Below are 20,277 nucleotides of genomic sequence, written 5' to 3'. Positions count from 1 at the left end.
TTAGCGGGGCGTCGGCTGCACGGCTGTCATCACCTCGTTGAGCAGGGTTTCGGCCTGCTTCCAGATTGCGCGCTGGTTGTAGTCGCCCGCCGTGGTGACGACCACCATGTCGAGCCCCGGCACGATCCACAGACGCTGGCCACCGTTGCCGATGCCTCCGATCCACGCGTATTCGGTGCCGCCCGCCACCACCTTGCCGAGCCACCATTGATAGCCGTACTGCAAGCCCATGCCGGTGTCGATGTGTGGGCGCGTTGACTCGGCAATCCACTCGGCGGGCACGAGTTGCCGACCGTTCCATTGGCCGTGCTGCAACACGAGCTGGCCGATGCGCGCGAGGTCTCGGGGGCGCAGGCGTACGCCGGCAAACGCCAGCGGGCGGCCACGATAGTCGTCCACCCATTCCCAGTCGGTGATGCCCAGCGGTTCGAACAGTTGCTGGCGCGCGTACTCGGGCACAGACATGCCCACGCGCTCCACCAGCAGCAGCGCCAGTACCGCCGTGTTGCCGCCGTTGTAATTGAATTGCGTGCCGGCCGGGGCCGCCATCGGGCGGTCAAACACGTAGTGCGCCTGAGACGAGTGCCAGAACAGCCCGAACTCGTCGTTGTTGAACAGACTCCTCGCACGCCATTCGTTCCAGGCCAGGCCGCTCGACATCGACAGCATCTGCGAGAACGTGATCGCCTCGCGGCCATCGCGATTCAACTCCGCCAGCGCCGGAAACAGCGACAGCACCGGCGTGTCGAGCGGCGGCGTCTTGCCCTGCCCCTGCGCAATGCCCCACAGCAGGCTCGTCACCGATTTGCTGATGGAGCGGATGTCGTGAAGCGTGCTGGCATCGAACGTGCGCGTGGTGCGGAACAGGTCCTTCACCCGCTCGTCCTTGCCTGCACGATAGACCTCCGCGACCAGGCGTCCATGCCGCACCACGAGCAGGCTGTGGACATTGATATCGGCGCCGACAACCTTGTGCAGGACGGCACAGAGCTTGCGGGCGTCGAAAACTGCCGCGGCCGGTTCCGCCTCGATTTGCCAGCCGTCGTTCAACAGGGCAGGCGCGTCGCAAGGTGCCGCCTGCGCGCTGCATAACGCGCAGGCCAACGCCAAAGCGATGCCGATGCTGCGAAAGCGTTGCGTCATCCGAGTCCCCAGGGCGATGCCGCCAAGTATCGCAACCGGCACTTCAAGGCGCAAACCTGTTGCGACGAACGGTCGATTTGGCCGCTTGACCGGTAACGGATCGGCCGTCCGGACGACCCCTCAGCCCGCGTCGGAACCCCGGCGCGCGTTACCATGTCGGACCATTCTTATTCACCAGCTACATCACAGGCACCTATGGTCACACGTCGAACCCTTCTTGCCTCCGCATCCGTCACCGCCACGCTGGCGGCGCTCGGCATCACGCCCGAAGCGCTGGCCGCCGATCGCGTCAAGCTCGGCGATGCGGCGCCGTTTTCTTTCGATGCGCTGATCGAGCGCGCCCGCGCGATGGCCGGCAAGCCGTACGCGCCGCCTGCCACGGCGCCGGCCGACATCCTTTCCAAGATCGACTACGAGGCACACGGCAAGATCAAATTCGACACCGCCCACGCACTCTTTGCGGACGGCCCCGGCCAGTTTCCGGTGACGTTCTTCCACCTCGGCACGTTCTTCCGCGCCCCGGTGCGCATGCACGTGGTGGAAAAAGGCGCCGCCCGCGAAATCGTTTACGACGAATCGTACTTCGACATGCCCGCCGACAGCCCGGCGCGCAAACTGCCGCGCGGCAGCGGCTTTGCCGGTTTCCGCTTCCAGGAAAGCCGCCTGGGTGACCAGAAGAAACTCGACTGGAAGAAGAACGATTGGGTCGCCTTCCTGGGCGCGTCGTACTTCCGCGCCATCGGCGAGCTGTATCAGTACGGGCTTTCCGCACGGGGCATTGCGCTGGACGTGGCGCAGGCCGGCAAGCCGGAAGAGTTTCCCAATTTCACGCACGTGTGGTTCGACACGCCGGCAGACAACCGCGCCGATTCCGTGACGATCTACACGCTGCTCGACGGCCCGAGCATCACGGGTGCATATCGCTTTGTCATGCACCGCACGAAGGGCGTGGTGATGGACATCGACACGGCCATCTTCCTGCGCAAGGACGTCGACCGTTTCGGCATCGCGCCCGCCACGTCGATGTACTGGTTTTCGGAAACCGCCAAGGGCACCGCCACTGACTGGCGCCCCGAGGTGCACGACTCCGACGGCCTCGCCCTCTGGACCGGCAATGGCGAGCGCATCTGGCGCCCGCTGAATGATCCGCCGCGCACGATGGCGTCTGCCTTTGGCGACAACAACCCGCGCGGCTTCGGCCTGCTGCAGCGCGATCGCGATTTCAACAACTACCAGGACGGCGTCCATTACGAGCGCCGCCCGAGCCTGTGGGTCGAGCCGCTGGAAGGCTGGGGCGAGGGCGCCGTGCAGCTCATCGAAATCCCGACCGACGACGAGATCCACGACAACATCGTCGCCATGTGGGTGCCGAAGGCACCGGCGCGTGCGGGCAGCCAGTACCGTCTACGCTATCGCCTGCACTGGCTGGCCGATGAACCGTACCCGACACAGCTGGCGCGCTGCGTGGCCACGCGCATGGGCAACGGCGGCCAGCCGGGCCAGCCGCGCCCGCGCGGCGTGCGCAAGTTCATGGTCGAGTTCAAGGGCGGCCCGCTGGAGAAGCTGCCCTTCGGCACCAAGCCGGAGGCAGTACTCAGCAGCTCGCGCGGCACGTTTTCGTATGTATTTACCGAAGCCGTGCCGAACGGCGTGCCGGGGCATTGGCGCGCGCAGTTCGATCTGACGGTCGACGGGAAGGAACCGGTCGACATGCGGCTGTTTTTGCGTGTGGATGGCAAGCCGCTGTCGGAAACGTGGCTGTATCAATATCACCCGTTCCAATCGCCGGTGGGGCCAGTGGCGTCGTAAACGCCGTCGCAGCGGTCCACAAACAAGGCGGGGATTCGCCCGCCTTTTTCATTACTGGTAGGACAGCGTCACCACCGCGAGCGCTGGTTCCACCCCCGGCGCGCGCGACAAGGTCAGCGTGCCGTTGTTTGCCGTCAGCAGGCTGGCCTTGAAACCGCCGTATTTGGTCAGGACGTCCGCCTTGCTGCGTGCATCCCCCACCCGCAGGGGCCTGAGCGAGGATGCCCCACGCGCCTCCACCGACACATCGACCGGCACGGCCCGCACCGCCGTCGAGCGAAAGTCGAGCACCACCTGATCGCCCGACGCAGATGGACGCGCCTGCAGGCCAGCGCCCGCCGCCGGCAGCGCTGGCTGCACACGGAACCCGGCCTCGACGATTGCCCCCGTGAAATAAATCACGCCGTCCTGGCTGCCGCCCGCAAGCGCGCCACTCGCTCCGATGCCCGCCGTGATGGCGACGGCCATTGCCTTGTAGACCCTGAACATAAGACCCCCGGATGCCCGTCCCTCGGGCGATGTTTCGCGTTTGTCCGCCTTCCGACGAACCGCCGCAATAGTTTTTTACGATTTTCATCGTCCTCCGGATCCATCTCACTGTGGATTGCGGGCATCCCTAATTGCGGGTCAGATAGAGCAACCTACAGGCGCGCGTCTCACGGTGCCGGCCACACCTCGAGCGCCCGCATCAACTGCTTGCCCAGCGGAATGCGCTTGGCCATATCGCCCTCGCGCGGCATGTCGATGTTCAGCGCGAATGCATAGACATGCCCCGCACGCTCCACCCAGCCGACCCACCAACCGATCTCCGGCTGGTATTCGGTGGCGACGCCGGTCTTGGCATACAGCGCGGCATCGCCCTGCTGCTCGATCAACAGCATGCGCTGGACCATGTCCCACGTGCGCGGCTTCACCGGCAACTGCTTGAGCGCCATGCGGCTGGTGAAGCGTGCTTCTTCGAAAGCGGAAATCTCCAGCGGGCCACGCAGCCAGAACTGGTCGATCGCGCTGCCGAGCTGGCGATTGCCGTAGTCGAACGCATCGACATAAGCCTGCATGCGCTCGAAGCCAACGCGGCGCGCGACTTCCTGATAGATCGGCACGGCCGACAGGCGAATCGCCTCGGGTAACGCCATGTCGTGCTCCCACTGCTCGTAAGGCTGCGGCTTGCCGCCGTAGGGCAGCACTTCCTGATCGTCGCGCACGGCCCCGGTGTCGAAGGCGATCAGGCTGTTCGGAATCTTGAACGTCGAAGCCGGATGGATGCGCCGCGCGGCACGCGCCGGATCGACGACATAGGTACGGTCGGCGGTGATGTCCATCAGCACGAAGGTGCCGGAGACGCCGGCGTCGTCGAACACGCGCTTGAGGTCATTGCGCACGACCAGCTCGGCATGAGCGGTGGCGGTGCTTATTGCGAGCGTGCAGGCCACCACGGCAAACGCGAAAGTCTTCGACCAGCGAGAGAACATGAAAGGCTCCTTGAAATGGGTGGATGGCTACCGGCAACCGGCGATGCGCACAGGAGCCGGCGCTGCGCATAGTAGGGAGCGCTCCGTGCTGCCGCCAGCGTGCACAGCAAGCAGCACGTCACGCTCGTAACGCCTGTAACAATGGGCGTGGCGCACAATGGCGCCACGTTTCGCTTCGCCTGATTGTTTGCATGACGCCGCCCACCCTGCCCGCCCTCCATGTCGAGCTGACCACACCGCAAACTGTGGATGGACGACGCGCCCCGTTCCAGAGCCTGTGGCTGCTCGTGCGCCTGGCCTACGCGCATCGTCTGTCGCCGGAACAACCGCTGGTGCGGCTGGCCGACCTGCGCGGTGCCGTATCGGACGCCAGCACGCAGCGCATGATGATCAGCCGCGCCTTTCGCGACTGGCAGAACTGGGGCGTGCAAGCCGGCTGGGGCGAACAGCGCGACCGCGAGCCGCGCTTTCTCAACGCAGACAAGCGCAGCCAGGGCCCGTTCTGGCTTACGCCCGAAGACGCGGCGCGCGTGATCTGCCTGGTGGAAGGACGGATTGCCGATGACACCGATGTGCGCGCCTTCCTCGGTATCGCCGCGCCGGAAAGCAGCACGGACAACAGCGCCGAAGCCAACGCCAGCGCGCTCTCCGGCCCTGCGCCTGGCACGCCCAACCCCGCGTTCTGGCACGCCTTTCTGACCGCGCGCCACGCCATGCGCGAAGGCCGCCTGCTGCATGCACTGAGCACCGGCACGAGCACGTCCGACACCGAGCGCGGCGGCGCCCTGCTCGCCTTGCGCCACGCCGGCGACGCCGCCGACAACGACTTCCAGCGCGCCCTCGTCACCCTGGGCGAGGCAATGGCCGCGCGCCGGCTGGGCGACTCGACACGCGCCAGCGCCTTGCTCTCGCAACTGCGCGCGCACCGTCGGCAGCGCCATGTGCTGGGCAACGACTACCTCGCCGCCATGGAGCGCATCGTCACCGCATGGTGTGCGTATGACCGACGCGACCTCGACCTTGCCGCCGGCCTGCTCGCGCGCCTGGCCGACGCCGAGCCCGGCCGCAGCCTGCTGCGCTATCACCCGCAGATCCGTTTTGAGTGGAACAACTTGAGCGCCCTCATCGATCGCGCCCGCCTGCTCTACGCCGACGCGGACGGCATTGCATCGGACGTACGCGCCCAGGCCGCGCAGCGCATCGTCGCGCAGTTCGAAACCGCGCTGGCGGCCGCGCTGGAAAGCCAGGCCTCCGACGCCGTGCAGCAAGTTGCCGCCAACCTCGGCATGACGTGCTGGCTGCTGCGCGATGTACTTGGCAACGCGGTGCATGCCGACGGCACGGTCGATGCCGTCCGCTGGCTGGCCATGAGCGAATGGCAGGCGCTACGCAACGGCGGGCCGCTGCAATCGGCGTGGAACGCCATCGCGCTGATGCGCATTGCGCGCGCCGACACAAGCCGCGCTGCGCTCACGTTGAACGACCTCCGTACGCAAGCGGGCCCGTTTGCCGAGGCCTTTGACGCGCGCTACTGGCCGCAGCGCTGGGCCGACGTGGCAGCACTGCGCCTGCGCGAACACGACAGCGGCCGCCATCGCTACGGCCACGTGCAGGTGAGCGGGTTGCTGCTGGAGCTGGCGTGGTTTGCTCACGCAGACGGCGATCACGTTACCGCCCGCACGGCGATGAACCGCCTCGCGCAAGCCACGCAAGACCTGGCACCGCACGATCGCGCGTACTTCGTCCAGGCACTGAAGCAGCTGACGCAGATGGCGGATGCGCCGCCCTGAGCTGCACGCTGAGCCGCCCCCCCAGTAGATCGATGGATGAATAAATTCGTTGTATCCCTAATGATCCGTCGCTAGACTACGGTACATGTTTGATCACTGCCTGTACTTCAACACCACCGCTCTGGCGCGCTCGGTCGAGCGCGAATGGACGGTCGCGTATGCGCCGTTCAGCCTGACGCCGCCGCAAGGGTTCGTGCTGCGCGTGGTGCTCAAACGACCCGGCGTGCTCAACCGCGAACTGGCCGAGGTGCTGGGCATTGCGCGGCCCACTGCCACGCGTCTTGTGGACGGCTTGATCGCCAAGGGCCTGGTGGAACGCCAACCTTCTGCAGAGGACGGCCGAGAGTGGAACCTCTTCCCCACGGAAGCCGCCCGTGAACTGGAAACCGCGTTGCAGGCCGCCAGCTCCAAGGTGGCGCGGCGCTTGCGCGAGCATGTCGGCGCAAGCGCGTTCGACGATACGGTGCAGGCCATCCGTAACGTTCGGAGTACGCTGAACACGTAAGACAAACGGGGCGGCCATTGCCGCCTTTTTGATCGGCAAATAGTTGCATCACTACGGATATCACCAAGGAGCGCCTGCATGATTACCGTTCTTGTCACCGGCATCGAGCCGTTTGAATCCGACCCCACCAACCCTTCGTGGGACATCGCGCAGGCACTCGACAGCACGCAGGTGGACGGCGCGGTCATCGTGGCACGGCAGTTGCCGTGCGTGTTTGGTCTCGCCAACGAAATATTGGTGGACGCCATCGAGGCCACATCACCCGCCCTGGTGTTCGCGCTGGGGCTGGCCACGGGCCGGACGGAGATTTCGGTGGAGCGCGTAGCCATCAACGTGATCGACGCACGCATTCCCGACAACGCGGGCAACCAGCCGGTTGATACGCCTGTGGTGGCCGATGGGCCAACGGCGTACTTCTCCACCCTGCCGATCAAAGCCATCGTGCATGCGCTGCGCGAGGCCGGCGTGCCCGCGGGCGTGTCGCAGAGTGCAGGCACCTACAACTGCAACCACCTGTTCTATGGTTTGATGCACCACATTGCCATGCGCGCGCCGCAGGTGCGCGGCGGCTTCATCCACGTGCCGACCACGCCCGAACTGGCAGCGCGGCATGCGGGCCGGCCGAGCCTGTCGATCGATACGCAGATCAAAGGAATACGTCTGGCGGTGCGTACGACGCTGGCCACGCAGTCAGATCTGAAGATGAGCGCAGGTGCAGTGCATTGACACGTGCACGCGAATGGCTGGCCGGCGCCGCGGACCTGGCACGCTGGCTCTTCGCGTGACAGTCCTCAGGCCACCAGCGGCATGAGCAACATCCGCGCAGCCAGTTCCTGCCGGAAACTTTCGAAGGCCTGCATGGCGGAATCAGCACCGCGCGCAGTGTTCTGCAAGCGGATGCCTTCCACCTGATGGATGCCCACCGTGGCAAACACATACCGCAGATACGGCATCAGGAAATCGGTCTGCGCGTGGGCGCCGTCAAAGTTGCCGCCTGAAGCGGATACCACCAGCACCGAGCGATCGGTCAGCATGCCCACCTTGCCCGTGGGCGTGCGGCGGAACGTGCGTTCGGGCCGCACCACCAGATCGATCCACGCCTTCAACGCCGAAGGCACCGTGTAGTTGTGCACCGGCGTGGAAATCAGCACGGCATCCGCTGCTTCCAGTTCGCCGATCAGCGTTTCCGACAGCGCAAGCGCTGCACGGTGCGTTGCGGTGCGGTCGGCATCGGGCGTGAGGCTGGCCTCGACAAAACCGGCATCGGGATGCGGCAACGGCGTGGCCGCCAGATCGCGCTCGATGACGCGCAGGCCACCAACGGCCTCTGCCGATTGTGCGATCACCCACTTTGCGCCACGCCGGCTGTGCGAGCGATCGTCGCGCGGGCTCACGGTCACGTGCAGCAGTGTTGTCATCGCGCAGCCCCCGTTTTCGTGTTCATGCCAAAGCGCAAAGCGCCTGCAAGCAGCCCGTTGCGATAGTAGAAGCGATGGCCAAGCACGTTGGACAGCGGCGTGTCGAGCACGAGCCGCGCACAGCCCAGGCGCTCGGCTTCGGCTTTGAGGTGGCTCATCAATACGTTGCCGAGGCCGCTGCTGCGCAGGTTGGCATCGGTCACCAGATCGTCGACATACAGGAACGGCCCGTAGACGAGGTTCTCCTGCTGCCGATATCCCGCCAGCGCTACCGGCACCCCGTCACGCCAGACGGCGATGAGGCGGTAGCCGTCTTGCACCTGCCGGCGCCAGCGCGCGACCAGCTCGTCGGCGTCGGCAAGATGCGGCCGCAGTTGGTGCATGACGGGAAAGCACGCACGCAAGGCAGCTTCATCTTCGATGGGGCGGACGGCGTCGATGGTCATGCTTGCTCCGCGGTCACGGCAGCCGGCACCTGCGGCACAAAGCGCATTGCGACGGCAATACGGTTCCACGCCTGGATGTTGGCGACGGCGGCTGTGAGGAAGGCGACTTCCGTCCTGGAGAAATGCTCGAGCACGGCGTCGTATTCGTGATCCTCCACCCCGTGGTCGGCCGCGCGGGCCAGGGTGGTCAGCGCTTCCGTCCAGGCCAGCGCGGCGCGCTCGCGCGGCGTGAAGACCGCCGGCGTGTCGCGCCAGACCGCCACCAGATCGAGCTTGGCCGGCGCCACGCGCAGCTTGCGCGCCAGGTTCAGGTGGAATTGCACGCAGAACGCGCAGCCGTTGATTTGCGAGGCGCGCAGCTTGATGAGTTCGGTCAGCGGCTTTTCCAGCCCCGAGGCGTCCACCGCCTTACCGAGCGCCTGCAACGCCGGCGCCACGCCGACGGCAGTATCGACAAATTCCGAGTAATCCATGCGCGGGGAAAGATCTTCCATGGCTGGCTCCTGAGAGGGTTCGGGTGGGAGGAGTGCTAATATCAGTGTTCGAACATCATATTCGAACTCTTACATCATGAGCAAGCGCACCCCTGTTGCCACCCAGGAACACGACACATCCGCCAACGCGCCCGCCATTCCAGAGCCCGGCCAAGGCAAGCGCGGCGAGGAAGGTTATCTCGGCTACCTGCTACGCCAAGCGAGCGCCGCGCAGCGGTTGCGCATGGAGCGCGCCATGGCCGACGTGGGCGTCACGCTGCCGCAATTCCTGGTGCTCACGATGCTCCGCGCCTACCCGGGCATCTCGAACGCCGACCTCGCCCGGTTGACCATGCTGACGCCCCAGACGGTGAGCGTGATCGTCACCAACCTGGAGCGCAGCGGCGCCATCACCCGCCGGCCCCACGCCGTGCACGGCCGAATCCAGCACATCGACGTCACACCGAACGGGTCCGCCCTGCTTGCAGCGTGCCGCGAACGCTCGGGCGGCATCGAGCGGGACTTGCTGGAAGGCTTCTCGCCCAAGGAAGAAGAGGTTGTGCGGCGCTGGCTTGTACACGTTGCAAAACTCGGCAGCGGCAAGCCCGCACCGTAGTCCGCGCATCGTTTTTCCTCCGCTGCCGTTTCTGATGTCCTTGACTTCTGGGTGGCCGCCACTATCATGCGATGTATCTTGCGATATATCTGATGATCTTCTTCAGGAGAACAGCAATGCGTGGATGGTTCGGACATCACCACAAAATGTGGATTGAAAAACACTTCATGATGGGTCGCCACGGTCATGGCGGACACGGTTTCGGACGCGGCATGGGCGGCTTTGGCGGCCCCGGCGGCTACGGGGAAGGGGATGACGAGGGCGGCAGCCCGTGGCGCGGCCGGCGACTCAGCTCGGCTGATCTGCAGCTGGTGCTGCTGGCGCTGCTCAAAGGCACCCCGCGTCACGGCTATGAGCTGATCAAGGCGGTGGAAGAACACTCGCTTGGCTTCTACACGCCAAGCCCGGGCATGGTGTACCCGGCGCTGTCGTATCTGGAAGACCACGGTTTTGCCTCCGTCACCGTCGAAGGCAACAAGAAGCGCTACGGCATCACGCCAGAAGGCGAAACCTGGCTGGCCGAGCGCCAGAACAGCGCCGATGCCATCCTCGCGCAATTGCGCGCCATGGGTGAGCGCGTCAAGCGCATGAATGAAGCCATGGCCTTCGACCGCGAAACCGACAACGCCGCCGAATGGACGGACACCGGCCACGACCCGCTGCGCACAGCGCGCTGGCGCCTGAAGTTCGCGCTCATGGAAAAACGCTTCGCCTCGCGCGAAGAACAGCAGCGCGTGGCAGACATCCTGCTACGCGCCCTCAAGGAAATCACCGGCGAGCGGTAAGCGGAACCGGCAGCATCCAGTCCGCCCCGGGTGACGCTTCGTCGCCCGGCCCCTCGCCTCGGTCCATTTCGCAGCCATCTATGTTTGCCTTCAATCGCACACAAGGTCTCATGTCGCAGCTGCTCAGTACTGTCAAACCCGCCACACGCCGCGTGCGTGTGCGCGCCATCCATACGTTGTCGCCCCGCATGCGCCGCGTGGTCTTTACCGGCGCGGCCGCGACGAATCTCACCGATCTGGCCGAGGCGCCGCCCGGCGCAGCGATCAAGCTGATGTTTCCGCACGAACGCGCGGGCAACGGCCGAACGCTCGGTCGGGCCTACACGATTCGCCGCTATCACGCGGCCCGCGGGGAACTTGAAATCGATTTTGTCGTGCACGACGAGACACCCGCAGCCCAGCATGGCCCTGCCGCACGCTGGCTGGAGCATGCCGCACCCGGCGATGAAGTCGAATTTGCCGGCCCCAAGCGGGGCTTCCGTGCGGACCCCGCCGCGCCTTGGACGCTGCTCATTGGCGACGAAACCGCGTTGCCTGCCATCTTCGCGATTCTGGAAACGCTGCCCGAGCACGCGCAGGTGCTGACCTACATCGCCATCGGCGACGCCCGCGCCCGGCTGCCGCTGGAAGGCGCCTTGGCCACGCACCCGCGCAGCCGCAACATCCATTGGGTGGAAAGCGATACGGCCCACGCCGGCGCCATGATGGTCGGAGCGCTGAGCGCGCAAGCCATGCCCGCCGGCACACCGCAGGTCTTCCTGGCCGGCGAGGCGTCGTTGCTCAAACAGGTTCGCACGCTGCTCGAAGGCGCCTGGGCCGTGCCGCATGACGCCATCGACGCCAAGGGCTACTGGACTGCCGGCCTATCACGCGAAGAGCGCAAGGCGAGCGAGGCGCGCTAATCTTCGCGTCGCGTCAGGTTGCGACTTCTGCCTGGGGTGCCGAGCCCCTCACCCACTCGCGCAAGAGGCGCTGCCCGTGCAGCAGCGCCGCGTCCATCGCTTCGCGCGGCGAGCCGAACGTGCACCCGGGCCGCACCGCCTGCGAACCCGACAACGATTGCCCTTCCGCGCCGCGAAACACCACCTCCACGCGTGCCTCCCAGCCGCGCCCGCCGGCGGGCACCACGCGGGGGACGATTTCAACGTCTCCACAGATCTTGTGCACTCGTTCCTCCATCTTCAGCGCCTGAACGGCGCATTGCCAGCAACGTAGCAACGGCCATGCCAATCTGCGCCACGCGTGTGATTTGATCCAGATCAACTCGGGGCGCAGGCATCGCCTTTAGATGGCCCGCGGCATGCCGATGCAAAGAAGGACAGCGTGCCTTTCAAGCCCACGCCTCCTTTCGACCATCCGCGCCCACGAAGCGCGGCACCACCATGCGCAAAAACCTGCCGGTCACCGAAGCCGAAACCGCCCTCACCCCGACGGACTACCTCATCTCCCGCACCGATCTCAAAGGTCGCATCGTCTTCGCCAACCCGGCGTTCGTGCGCATCAGCGGGTATTCGCATGAGGAGCTGATGGGCGCACCGCACAACCTCGTGCGCCACCCTGACATGCCCGAGGCCGCCTTCGCCGATTTGTGGGCCACGCTGCAAGCCGGCAAGGCGTGGCGCGGCTTCGTCAAGAACCGACGCAAGGACGGCGGCTTCTACTGGGTGCTGGCCAACGTAACGCCGGTGTTTCAGAACAACGCAGTGGTCGGCTATACATCGGTGCGCTCGATGGCCACGCCTGCGCAGATCGCGCGCGCGCAACGCGCCTATACCGCCATCAATGAAGGCGACACGTCGTACACCGTGCGCGCGGGCCGCATTCTGCGCACGGGATGGCGGCGCGCCGTCAATCTGTTCCAGATCGACAGCCTGCGCTTCAAGGTGATTGGGCTGCAAACACTGATTGCATCGGCCATCCTGATCGGCACGGTATGGGCGCACATGGCGCTGGAAGCCGCCGATCTGCATGGCGCAGCGTGGCTCGTCTTCAGCCGCGACTGGCTGTGGCTCACCGGCGTGGGTTGCGCCGGGCTGGCGACGATGTCAGGCGTGCTGCTTGCACGCACGCTGATCCGACCGTTGGAAGAAGCGGCCACGCTTGCCACGCGACTGGCCGCCGGTGACCTGACCACCGTGGTCGAAGTCCGCTCCAGCGATGAGCTGGGCGAAGTCATGCGCGCCATGGGCACCATGCGCGCAAGCCTCTCGTCGATCGTGCGCGACATCCAGGACGGCGCCGCCAGCGTCGCGCACAGCACGCTGCAGATTTCCGCCGGCAACCATGACCTTTCCGCACGTACCGAGCAGCAGGCCGCCGCGCTGGAAGAAACCGCCTCCAGCATGGAGGAGCTGACATCGATGGTTGCGCAGAACGCCGACCACGCCCGCGCAGCCAGCGCCCTGGCCGAGCAGGCCTCCACGATCGCGGCCGACGGCGGTCAGGTCGTGCAGCGCGTCGTGCAAACCATGGACGCCATCCGTGCCGACAGCCAGCGCGTGACCGAGATCATCGCCACCATCGAGAGCATCGCGTTCCAGACCAACATCCTTGCGCTCAACGCCGCGGTCGAAGCCGCCCGCGCGGGCGAAGAAGGCCGGGGCTTTGCAGTCGTCGCCGGCGAGGTGCGCAGTCTCGCCCAACGCAGCGCGCAGGCCGCCGCACAGAGCAAGGAGATCATCCGCGCATCCGATCAGTCCGTGCGCGACGGCGTCGATCTCGTCCACAAGGCGGGCGCCACCATGACGCAGATCGTGCGATCGGTGCAGACCGTCACGCAGCTCATGTCGGAAATCTCGGCCAGCTCGCGCGAGCAGAGCAGCGGCATTGCGCAGATCAACGCGTCGGTTTCACAGCTCGATGGGGTCACGCAGCAGAACGCAACGCTGGTGGAAGAGGCAGCGGCCGCCACCTCGGTGCTGGCGCGCCAATCGGAAGATCTGAAGCACGCCGTGGCGGTGTTCCGCGCGTAGCGTTGCAGCGGGAAGAGCAGCGCTTCCTTACACGGTGAAGCGCGTGTCGCGTTCAAGCAATGCAGTCACGGCCTCAGGCAACAGCGGCTCGCTGAAGTAATAGCCCTGCAGCACGTCGCATTGGTGCGAGGCCAGGAAGGCGGACTGCGCAGCGTCTTCCACACCTTCGGCACACACCTTCACGCCAAGGTTGTGGGCCAGCACCACGACCGTCGTACAGATGGCGGCATCGTTGGAATCGCGGTCGATGTCCTTGACGAACGCGCGGTCGATCTTGATGAGGTCGATCGGCAAGCGCTTCAGATACGCCAGGCTCGAATACCCCGTACCGAAATCGTCGATGGCAATGCGCACGCCCAGTTGTCGAATGGCCGTGAGGTCTTCGATGGTGCGCTCGGTGCCTTCCATCAGCATCGACTCGGTCACTTCCAGTTCAAGGAAGCCCGACCCGAGGCCGTATTGGCGCTGTAGCTTTAGCAGCGTCGGCAGCACGGTGCCGCGCTTGAACTGCAGCGGCGACACGTTCACAGCCAACGTCAGGTCATCAGCCAGGCCGCGCTTGTGCCACTCGGCGCGTTGCTGCGCGGCTTCGGTCAAGACCCAGTTACCGATCTCGACGATCAGCCCGCTCTCTTCGGCCACGGGAATGAACGCGGCCGGCGGCAGCAACCCGCGTGTCGGGTGAATCCAGCGGATCAGCGCTTCGAGCCCGCACACGCGCCCGGTCTGGGTGTCGATCTGCGGCTGGTACAGCAAGCGGAACTGGCCCTGCTCCAGCGCCGCGCGGATCTGGTGTTCCAGATTCAGCCGATATGACACGCCGATATCCATTTCCGGCGCGAAGAATTCCAGGCGGTTGCGGCCGTTCTGCTTGGCGTAGTACATCGCCATTTCGGCATGGCGGATGAGGCTATCGGCGTCGGCGCCGTGCGCCGGGTATTCGGCCACGCCGATGCTTGCCGTCACGAACACCTCGTGCCCTTCCACGCGCACCGGCTCGGCAAACAGATCAAAGCCGAAGTCGACGCCGCGCGAGCCGGCGTGCGAGATCACCAATGCAAACACGTCGCCGCCAAAGCGCGCCACGGTGTCCACCGTGTCGGCGGCATCGCGCAGGCGCTCGGCCACCCGGCGCAGCACCTCATCGCCCAGCAGGTGGCCAAGGCTGTCGTTGACGACCTTGAAACGATCGATGTTGACGAGCGCCACATAGAAGCGGCTACGCTGGCGTGCGGCCATCTCCACCGACTGCTGCACGCGGTCGGCCAGCAGCGTGCGGTTGGGCAGGCCCGTGAGCGGGTCGATGGTGGCGTGCTGGGCCAGGCGCGTGCGCGTCATCTCCTGCTCGGTCACGTCGTCTTGAATGCCGACGTAATGCGTAACGGCACCCTTGGCATCGCGCACGGGCGAGAGCAGGAAGTTGTTCAGGAACGCGTGGCCGTCCTTGCGGAAATTGCGCAGCAGCACGCGAATCTCGCTCTCGTCGCGCAACGCTGTCCGCACTTCGTTCAGCGCCGGCTGCCCAGGCTCGGACGAATGCAGGAAGCGCGCGTTGCGGCCCAGCACTTCCTCTGCGCGATAACCCGTCATGCGCTCGAAGCCGGGGTTCACATACACAATCGGCAAGTCGGGCTGCTGCGCGTCGGCCACGGTAATACCCGACGGCACCGATTCGACAACGCGGCGCAGCAGACGCAGTTGCTCGTCGGACTCACGCCGCTCGGTGATGTCCTGCATGGTGCCGAACAGCGCAATCACCTCATCGCGCTCGTTGCGCTCGATGTTGCCGCGCGAGAGCACCCACCGGTGTTCACCGTCGCGGCGGATCATCTCCAGCTCCAGCGAGTACGGTTCCCCTTCGGTCACGGCGCGGCTCGCGGCGTCGCGCAGACGGTTATAGCTGTCGGCGGTAAAGAACTGCGCTTGCTGGGCGAAGGCCGGCGGCGCGCCCGGCGGCACGCCCGTCAACACGTACATGCCCGACGACCATGTAGTCGAGTCGCGCAGCACATCCCAGCGCCAACTGCCCAGAAGCGCAATCTGTTCCGCCACACGCAGGTTCGCTTCGCTGCTGCGCAGTTCCTGCTCGATTGCCGAGCGCTGCGAAATGTCGGTCACCCCGCCGACCATGCGCACAGCGCGGCCGTCCTGATCACGATAAAGGCTGGCGCGAATTTCCACCGTGCGCGTGGCACGGTTGGCATCGATCACCCGGCAGACGTGCTGCCAGCTGTCGCGGTTCGAATTCAGGACGGCGCGCAGCTCGCGGGCGAAGGCATCGACGTCGTCCGGGTGTACGAACTGTTGGAAGGTCAGCGTGCGCGAGGTGCCCCCACCCGCGCCGTCGTCGTCCCCCGGACCGAGCAGCGCGTCGCTGCCAAGCAGCCGATGCAGGCTGGCGTTGGCCCAGGACTCGCCGGTCGCAATATCCCAGTCGAAGATCCAGTCGTTGGTGGCGCGTGCCACCCGCTGGAAGCGTTCGGTCAGGCGGTGAACGGTGGCATCGTGGCGCTGGATGGCGGCACGCATTTCGTTGAAGGTGCGCTCAAGCAGCGAGAGTTCGTCCCGCGAGGCGCCATGCTCGACTACGCGTGCAGAAAAATCACCCGTTGCGTAGTGGCGCGCCGCGTCGACGAGCGCATCGATGCGCGGCATGACCATCCGCCGCAGCGCCATCTGGATCAGGGCGAGCAGCATCACCACCATCAGCAGGATGGCACCTCCGCCGGCCAGCGTCATGTAGCGCTGCTGGCGAACGATGTCGGTAGCGTCCACGCCCCGCACGATGCGCAAATGCCCGCCGGCCGCGTGCGGCACCACCATGGCGGCGTAGGCGCGGCGAACGCCGTCGGTGTCGTCCACGAACACCGGTTCGCCTGGCTGCTGGGCCGCGGCGGCCACCAGCGGCCCGCGCACAATGGCCGGCACCTGGGCGGCCTCCAGAGCACCGTGGGTCGACAACACGTTGCCCGCCGCATCCACGAGATAGACCGGCGCCTCCGACATGCCGTCGACGGCCGCCGCAATCAACGCGCTCTGCCGCACGGCCGCGTACGCCACGCCCCGGATGGTGCCGTCGTTGCCTGCCATCGGCCGCGCCGAAATCAGCACTGCCTGGCCGGAGACGCGTCCGATCACAAATGTCGACAGGGACGGTCGGCCCGTTGCCATGATCTCGTTGATGTACGGTCGGTCCGACAGATCGATGGCAAGCTTCGCCGTATCGGGCGTACATACCAGCTTGCGATGCGCGTCGATGATGCCGAGGTTCGCGAGTTCGCTCTGGTTATGAAAGACGCGGTTGACGAAACTGCTGCACTCTTGCTGCTCCATGCGCAGCGCCGAATCGTCGGCGATGAGCACCGAGAGCAGCGTATTGGCGTTGGACAGCACCATGCCGACGCGCGCAGCGGCAGTCTCGGTTTCGTGGGTCAGTTGCTGGGCAAGGTGATCATTGAGCCGGTCACGGTAAAGCGCCACACCGGCAATCGCGACAACAATGGCCGGCAAGGCGGCCACCGCGGCCAGGGCAAGCAAGCGGCCGCGCAGCGTGGTGGGAAAGAAAGCGTGCTTCGGCACTTGAATGACCGGTAGAGCCTTATGTGGAGAGCGGATGCACTCTGCGGTTGCACGATGCGCGGCTCAAGGACCATCCCCTCGACGCACGATGCAGTTGCGGCATCGTGCCGGATGACGGCTGACGCAGTGCGCAAGCATTTTGCTTGCAATTCCTATCGCACGCAACTTGTGGATAGCCTGTAGCCGACCCGGCCGCAAATCGGCGCGGCAGGCGGCACGAGGGGTGGTAGCAATGTGGGCGATGGGGTGCCCGAACCACCGCTGCCAATGCCCTGATCGACGGCGATGCAAGCCCTGCTCACCGCGTCGGGACCGTTCGGCGAACGGTCGCCTGCACGCGGCAGGCGCCCATAGAAAAAGCCACCGGGTAGCGGTACCCGGTGGCCTCAAGAATACGCTTTGAACGGGGAAGTTCAGCGCAGTTGAAGCATAGGCAATGGTCCCCATTCAGGCCAATACCCAGGATAGGGTAATTTAGAAGAAACCCTGCACGGGCAGCGGTTTTTGGCCCCCACGCCTTTCGCGAGTGCTTTCTGCACAACGCCGGGCTCCGTAACAACCCGTCCTCCGAAATATCCATTCTGGCGACCGGGTGCCGCAACCCGTCTCACGGGATGTTGCGTTATAATGAAAACGATTCGCATTTAGACTCCTTGCTTTACCACGTTACGTAAACGACCACACACGATGCGGCTTTCCGAGCTTTCCCGCCGGGCGACGGCGGTGGTGGATCACGTTGAAGACCGTGAACCCGCCGATCCCATCAGCCAACGCCTGCGCGAACTCGGGTTCGTGACGGGCGAAGAGGTGCGCGTGGTGGCCGTCGGCCCGTTCGGCGGTGATCCGCTGGTCGTGCAGGTGGGCTTTACCCGCTTCGCACTGCGGCGCCAGGAGGCTGCCCGCGTGTGCGTGCACGCCGAATCGGCCACGCAACCCGCTGCCATCGCTACGCCCGAAACGGCCCCGCCCGTCAAGGTGCGCGAGGCGGCATAGGCCGCCTTCTATTGCAGCCGCTTTCCGGCTCCGCTTACCCGGCTTCATGCAGATGCACGCTTCTTCTTCCTCCGCTTCCACCCCCGCATTGCGCGTTGCCCTGGTCGGCAACCCCAACTGCGGGAAGACCGCGCTGTTCAACCTGCTGACGGGCAGCCGCCAGAAGGTCGCAAACTACGCGGGCGTGACGGTCGAGCGCAAGGAAGGCCGCTTCACTGCGCCGTCGGGCCGGCATGTGCAGATTCTCGATTTGCCCGGCGCCTACAGCCTGGTCGCCACCAGCCCGGACGAAGCCATCACGCGTGATATCTGCCTCGGCACGTTCCGCGGCGAGTCGCGTCCCGACCTGCTGATCTGCGTGGTCGACGCTACTAACCTGCGGCTGCACCTGCGTTTCGTGCTGGAACTGCAACGCCTGGGCCTGCCGATGGTGCTGGCGCTGAACATGGTGGATGCAGCCGAGCGGCGCGGTATTCGAATCGACCGGGCCAAGCTGGAAGCCGCTCTGGGCGTGCCCGTGGTGCAGACCGTGGCCATCAAACGCAATGGCGCGGCCGACCTTGTCGCCCATATCGACCACGAACAGCTGCCGGCCGTGCCGGTCGGGCTCCCGGTGGATGCGGATCCGCACGTTGAAGTGAAGCGCCTGCTCGATACCGCCGTGACCATGCCGCGCAGCACCGCCGAGCTGGACGACCGGCTCGACCGTATCGTGCTGCATCCGGTACTGGGCCTGATGTTGCTGGCCGTGCTGATGTTCTTCATGTTCCAGGCGGTGTTCTCGTGGGCGCAACCGCTCATGGAGGGCATCCAGGGGGCCGTGGAAGCCGTGGGCGTGTGGGTCGGCAACGTCATGCCAGACGGCATGCTGAAGAGCCTGCTGGTGAACGGCATCATCGCCGGCACGGGCAGCGTGCTGGTGTTCCTGCCGCAGATCCTGATCCTGTTCCTTTTCATCCTGTCGCTGGAAGAATCGGGCTATCTGCCGCGCGCGGCCTTCCTGCTCGACCGGTTGATGGCGGGCGCGGGGTTGTCGGGGCGCTCGTTCATTCCGTTGCTGTCGAGTTTTGCGTGCGCGATTCCCGGCGTGATGGCCACGCGCACGATTCAGGACCCGCGCGACCGGCTGGTGACGATTCTCGTGGCACCGCTGATGACGTGCTCGGCGCGGCTGCCCGTGTATGCGCTGCTGATCGGCGCGTTCATCCCGGTGCGGCAGGTGTGGGGGCTGTTCAATCTGCAGGGGCTGGTGCTGTTCGGGCTGTACATGGCGGGCATCGTGTCGGCGCTGATCGTCGCATACGTGCTCAAGTACCTGAAGCGCGATCGCAACGAGCACCCGCTCATTCTCGAACTGCCGTCGTACCGCCTGCCCAGCGTGCGCAACCTGATCGTCGGCCTCGTGGAGCGGGCACGCATTTTCTTGCGACGCATCGGCACGGTCATCCTCAAAATGATGGTACTGCTGTGGTTCCTCTCGTCGTTCCCGGCGCCGCCGGCCAACGCCACGCTGCCGGCCATCGATTACAGCTTTGCCGGGATGATCGGCCGCGCGCTTGAAGTCGTGTTCGCGCCGATCGGCTTCACATGGCAGATGTGCATTGCGCTGATTCCCGGCATGGCTGCGCGTGAAGTGGCCGTGGGCGCGCTGGCGACGGTGTACTCGCTGTCGGCCACGCATGAAGATGCGGCTGCGCAGCTGGCGCCCATCATCTCCCAACAATGGTCGCTGGCCACGGCATTGGCCTTCCTGGCGTGGTACGTCTACGCGCCGCAATGCATCTCGACGCTGGCCACCATCCGCCGCGAGACCAACTCGTGGAAGGTCATGGCGGGCACCGCCGGTTACCTCTTCGCGCTGGCCTACCTGGCCGCGTTCGCCACCTACCAGATCGCACGGGTGCTGACATGAGCGTGTACCACGTTGTCGAAACCGGCGTTGTCGCCACGGTCGTGGCGTTGAGCGCGTTGTCGCTGACCGGTCGCTATGCGCCGGCCACGCGCGCCCGCACGATGGCGCGCGTTGCAGGCTGGTGTGATCGCCCGTCACGGCCGGGCTGGATGCGCGCTTTCGGGCAGCGCTTGCTTGCGCCAGGCGCGTCGCCCTCGTGCCACTCCGATCCGCTGTCGGGCAGCGCATGCGGGAGCGGTTGCAGCGGCTGCGCGTCGGGTGAATCGGCATCCGCCGCGCCGGTTGAGCAGCCGATCCACTTCGTGCGGCGCAAGTAACGACTGACGCAACGTCACAACACCGAAGGGCTCGCATCACGCGGGCC

The 20,277-nt window shown here is 65.7% G+C and carries 19 protein-coding genes; 11 read left to right on the top strand and 8 right to left on the bottom strand.

Annotation, left to right across the window (positions count from 1 at the left end):
- Entirely contained in the window at positions 1–1,143 is a 1,143-nt protein-coding gene (locus RP6297_RS19440; RefSeq protein WP_009240384.1) for a serine hydrolase domain-containing protein, read from the bottom strand.
- Between the two features lie 195 nt (positions 1,144–1,338).
- Between RP6297_RS19440 and RP6297_RS19435 the strand changes: the two genes are divergently transcribed.
- A complete protein-coding gene (locus RP6297_RS19435) occupies positions 1,339–2,952 on the top strand; it encodes a glucan biosynthesis protein (RefSeq protein WP_009240383.1) in 1,614 nt (537 codons plus the stop codon).
- Positions 2,953–3,003: 51 nt separating this feature from the next.
- On the opposite strand, the gene RP6297_RS19430 is transcribed toward RP6297_RS19435, so the two are convergent.
- Positions 3,004–3,441, bottom strand: a complete 438-nt coding sequence (locus RP6297_RS19430) for a hypothetical protein (RefSeq protein WP_009240382.1) — start codon at positions 3,439–3,441, stop codon at positions 3,004–3,006.
- Positions 3,442–3,608: 167 nt separating this feature from the next.
- Entirely contained in the window at positions 3,609–4,424 is an 816-nt protein-coding gene (blaOXA, locus tag RP6297_RS19425) for an OXA-60 family carbapenem-hydrolyzing class D beta-lactamase (RefSeq protein WP_009240381.1), read from the bottom strand.
- Between the two features lie 191 nt (positions 4,425–4,615).
- On the opposite strand from blaOXA, the gene RP6297_RS19420 reads away from it, so the two are divergent.
- The 3 genes from RP6297_RS19420 to pcp all read left to right on the top strand — a co-directional run bounded on the left by RP6297_RS19420 (position 4,616) and on the right by pcp (position 7,445).
- The gene (locus RP6297_RS19420) at positions 4,616–6,214 is read left to right on the top strand and encodes a hypothetical protein (protein WP_009240380.1); all 1,599 of its coding nucleotides are present in this window, start codon (positions 4,616–4,618) and stop codon (positions 6,212–6,214) included.
- An 85-nt stretch (positions 6,215–6,299) separates the two neighbouring features.
- Positions 6,300–6,719, top strand: coding sequence for a MarR family winged helix-turn-helix transcriptional regulator (locus RP6297_RS19415; RefSeq protein WP_009240379.1), 420 nt, complete (start codon positions 6,300–6,302; stop codon positions 6,717–6,719).
- Between the two features lie 78 nt (positions 6,720–6,797).
- Complete coding sequence (pcp, locus tag RP6297_RS19410) at positions 6,798–7,445, top strand: pyroglutamyl-peptidase I (protein ID WP_009240378.1); 648 nt, start codon at positions 6,798–6,800, stop codon at positions 7,443–7,445.
- A 65-nt stretch (positions 7,446–7,510) separates the two neighbouring features.
- Here pcp and RP6297_RS19405 read toward each other — a convergent pair whose 3' ends face one another.
- The 3 genes from RP6297_RS19405 to RP6297_RS19395 are packed head-to-tail and all read right to left on the bottom strand — an operon-like array spanning position 7,511 to position 9,077.
- Positions 7,511–8,137: an FMN-dependent NADH-azoreductase gene (locus RP6297_RS19405; RefSeq protein ID WP_009240377.1), complete on the bottom strand. Its 627-nt coding sequence runs from the start codon at positions 8,135–8,137 to the stop codon at positions 7,511–7,513.
- Positions 8,134–8,583, bottom strand: coding sequence for a GNAT family N-acetyltransferase (locus tag RP6297_RS19400; RefSeq protein WP_009240376.1), 450 nt, complete (start codon positions 8,581–8,583; stop codon positions 8,134–8,136). The genes RP6297_RS19405 and RP6297_RS19400 overlap by 4 nt, the downstream gene beginning before the upstream one ends.
- Positions 8,580–9,077 carry a carboxymuconolactone decarboxylase family protein gene (locus RP6297_RS19395; protein ID WP_009240375.1) on the bottom strand — a complete coding sequence of 166 codons (498 nt, stop codon included), beginning with the start codon at positions 9,075–9,077 and terminating at the stop codon, positions 8,580–8,582. Before RP6297_RS19395 ends, RP6297_RS19400 begins: the two co-directional genes overlap by 4 nt.
- Before the next feature lie 76 nt (positions 9,078–9,153).
- Between RP6297_RS19395 and RP6297_RS19390 the strand changes: the two genes are divergently transcribed.
- The 3 genes from RP6297_RS19390 (at position 9,154) to RP6297_RS19380 (ending at position 11,359) form a co-directional block, all read left to right on the top strand.
- A complete protein-coding gene (locus RP6297_RS19390) occupies positions 9,154–9,672 on the top strand; it encodes a MarR family winged helix-turn-helix transcriptional regulator (protein ID WP_009240374.1) in 519 nt (172 codons plus the stop codon).
- A gap of 116 nt (positions 9,673–9,788) precedes the next feature.
- The gene (locus tag RP6297_RS19385; protein ID WP_009240373.1) at positions 9,789–10,457 is read left to right on the top strand and encodes a PadR family transcriptional regulator; all 669 of its coding nucleotides are present in this window, start codon (positions 9,789–9,791) and stop codon (positions 10,455–10,457) included.
- 80 nt (positions 10,458–10,537) lie between these two features.
- Positions 10,538–11,359, top strand: coding sequence for a siderophore-interacting protein (locus RP6297_RS19380; RefSeq protein ID WP_009277005.1), 822 nt, complete (start codon positions 10,538–10,540; stop codon positions 11,357–11,359).
- A gap of 13 nt (positions 11,360–11,372) precedes the next feature.
- Here RP6297_RS19380 and RP6297_RS19375 read toward each other — a convergent pair whose 3' ends face one another.
- Complete coding sequence (locus RP6297_RS19375) at positions 11,373–11,624, bottom strand: hypothetical protein (protein WP_171924792.1); 252 nt, start codon at positions 11,622–11,624, stop codon at positions 11,373–11,375.
- A 215-nt stretch (positions 11,625–11,839) separates the two neighbouring features.
- Between RP6297_RS19375 and RP6297_RS19370 the strand changes: the two genes are divergently transcribed.
- Entirely contained in the window at positions 11,840–13,429 is a 1,590-nt protein-coding gene (locus RP6297_RS19370; protein WP_009240370.1) for a methyl-accepting chemotaxis protein, read from the top strand.
- A 27-nt stretch (positions 13,430–13,456) separates the two neighbouring features.
- On the opposite strand, the gene RP6297_RS19365 is transcribed toward RP6297_RS19370, so the two are convergent.
- Positions 13,457–17,008, bottom strand: coding sequence for an EAL domain-containing protein (locus RP6297_RS19365; protein ID WP_009240369.1), 3,552 nt, complete (start codon positions 17,006–17,008; stop codon positions 13,457–13,459).
- Between the two features lie 687 nt (positions 17,009–17,695).
- On the opposite strand from RP6297_RS19365, the gene RP6297_RS19360 reads away from it, so the two are divergent.
- From RP6297_RS19360 to RP6297_RS19350, 3 genes are read left to right on the top strand one after another with little or no spacing between them, the layout of a single operon-like run.
- Positions 17,696–18,001, top strand: a complete 306-nt coding sequence (locus RP6297_RS19360) for a FeoA family protein (RefSeq protein WP_009240368.1) — start codon at positions 17,696–17,698, stop codon at positions 17,999–18,001.
- A 46-nt stretch (positions 18,002–18,047) separates the two neighbouring features.
- A complete protein-coding gene (gene feoB, locus RP6297_RS19355; RefSeq protein ID WP_009240367.1) occupies positions 18,048–19,913 on the top strand; it encodes a ferrous iron transport protein B in 1,866 nt (621 codons plus the stop codon).
- Positions 19,910–20,230, top strand: a complete 321-nt coding sequence (locus RP6297_RS19350) for a DUF6587 family protein (RefSeq protein WP_009240366.1) — start codon at positions 19,910–19,912, stop codon at positions 20,228–20,230. Before feoB ends, RP6297_RS19350 begins: the two co-directional genes overlap by 4 nt.
- Positions 20,231–20,277: the final 47 nt, after the last annotated feature.

Source organism: Ralstonia pickettii (genome assembly GCF_016466415.2).
In the GTDB taxonomy this organism is placed as follows: domain Bacteria; phylum Pseudomonadota; class Gammaproteobacteria; order Burkholderiales; family Burkholderiaceae; genus Ralstonia; species Ralstonia pickettii.
Note: the sequence above shows the minus strand (reverse complement) of the source record. Positions and strands in the feature narration are given on the sequence as shown.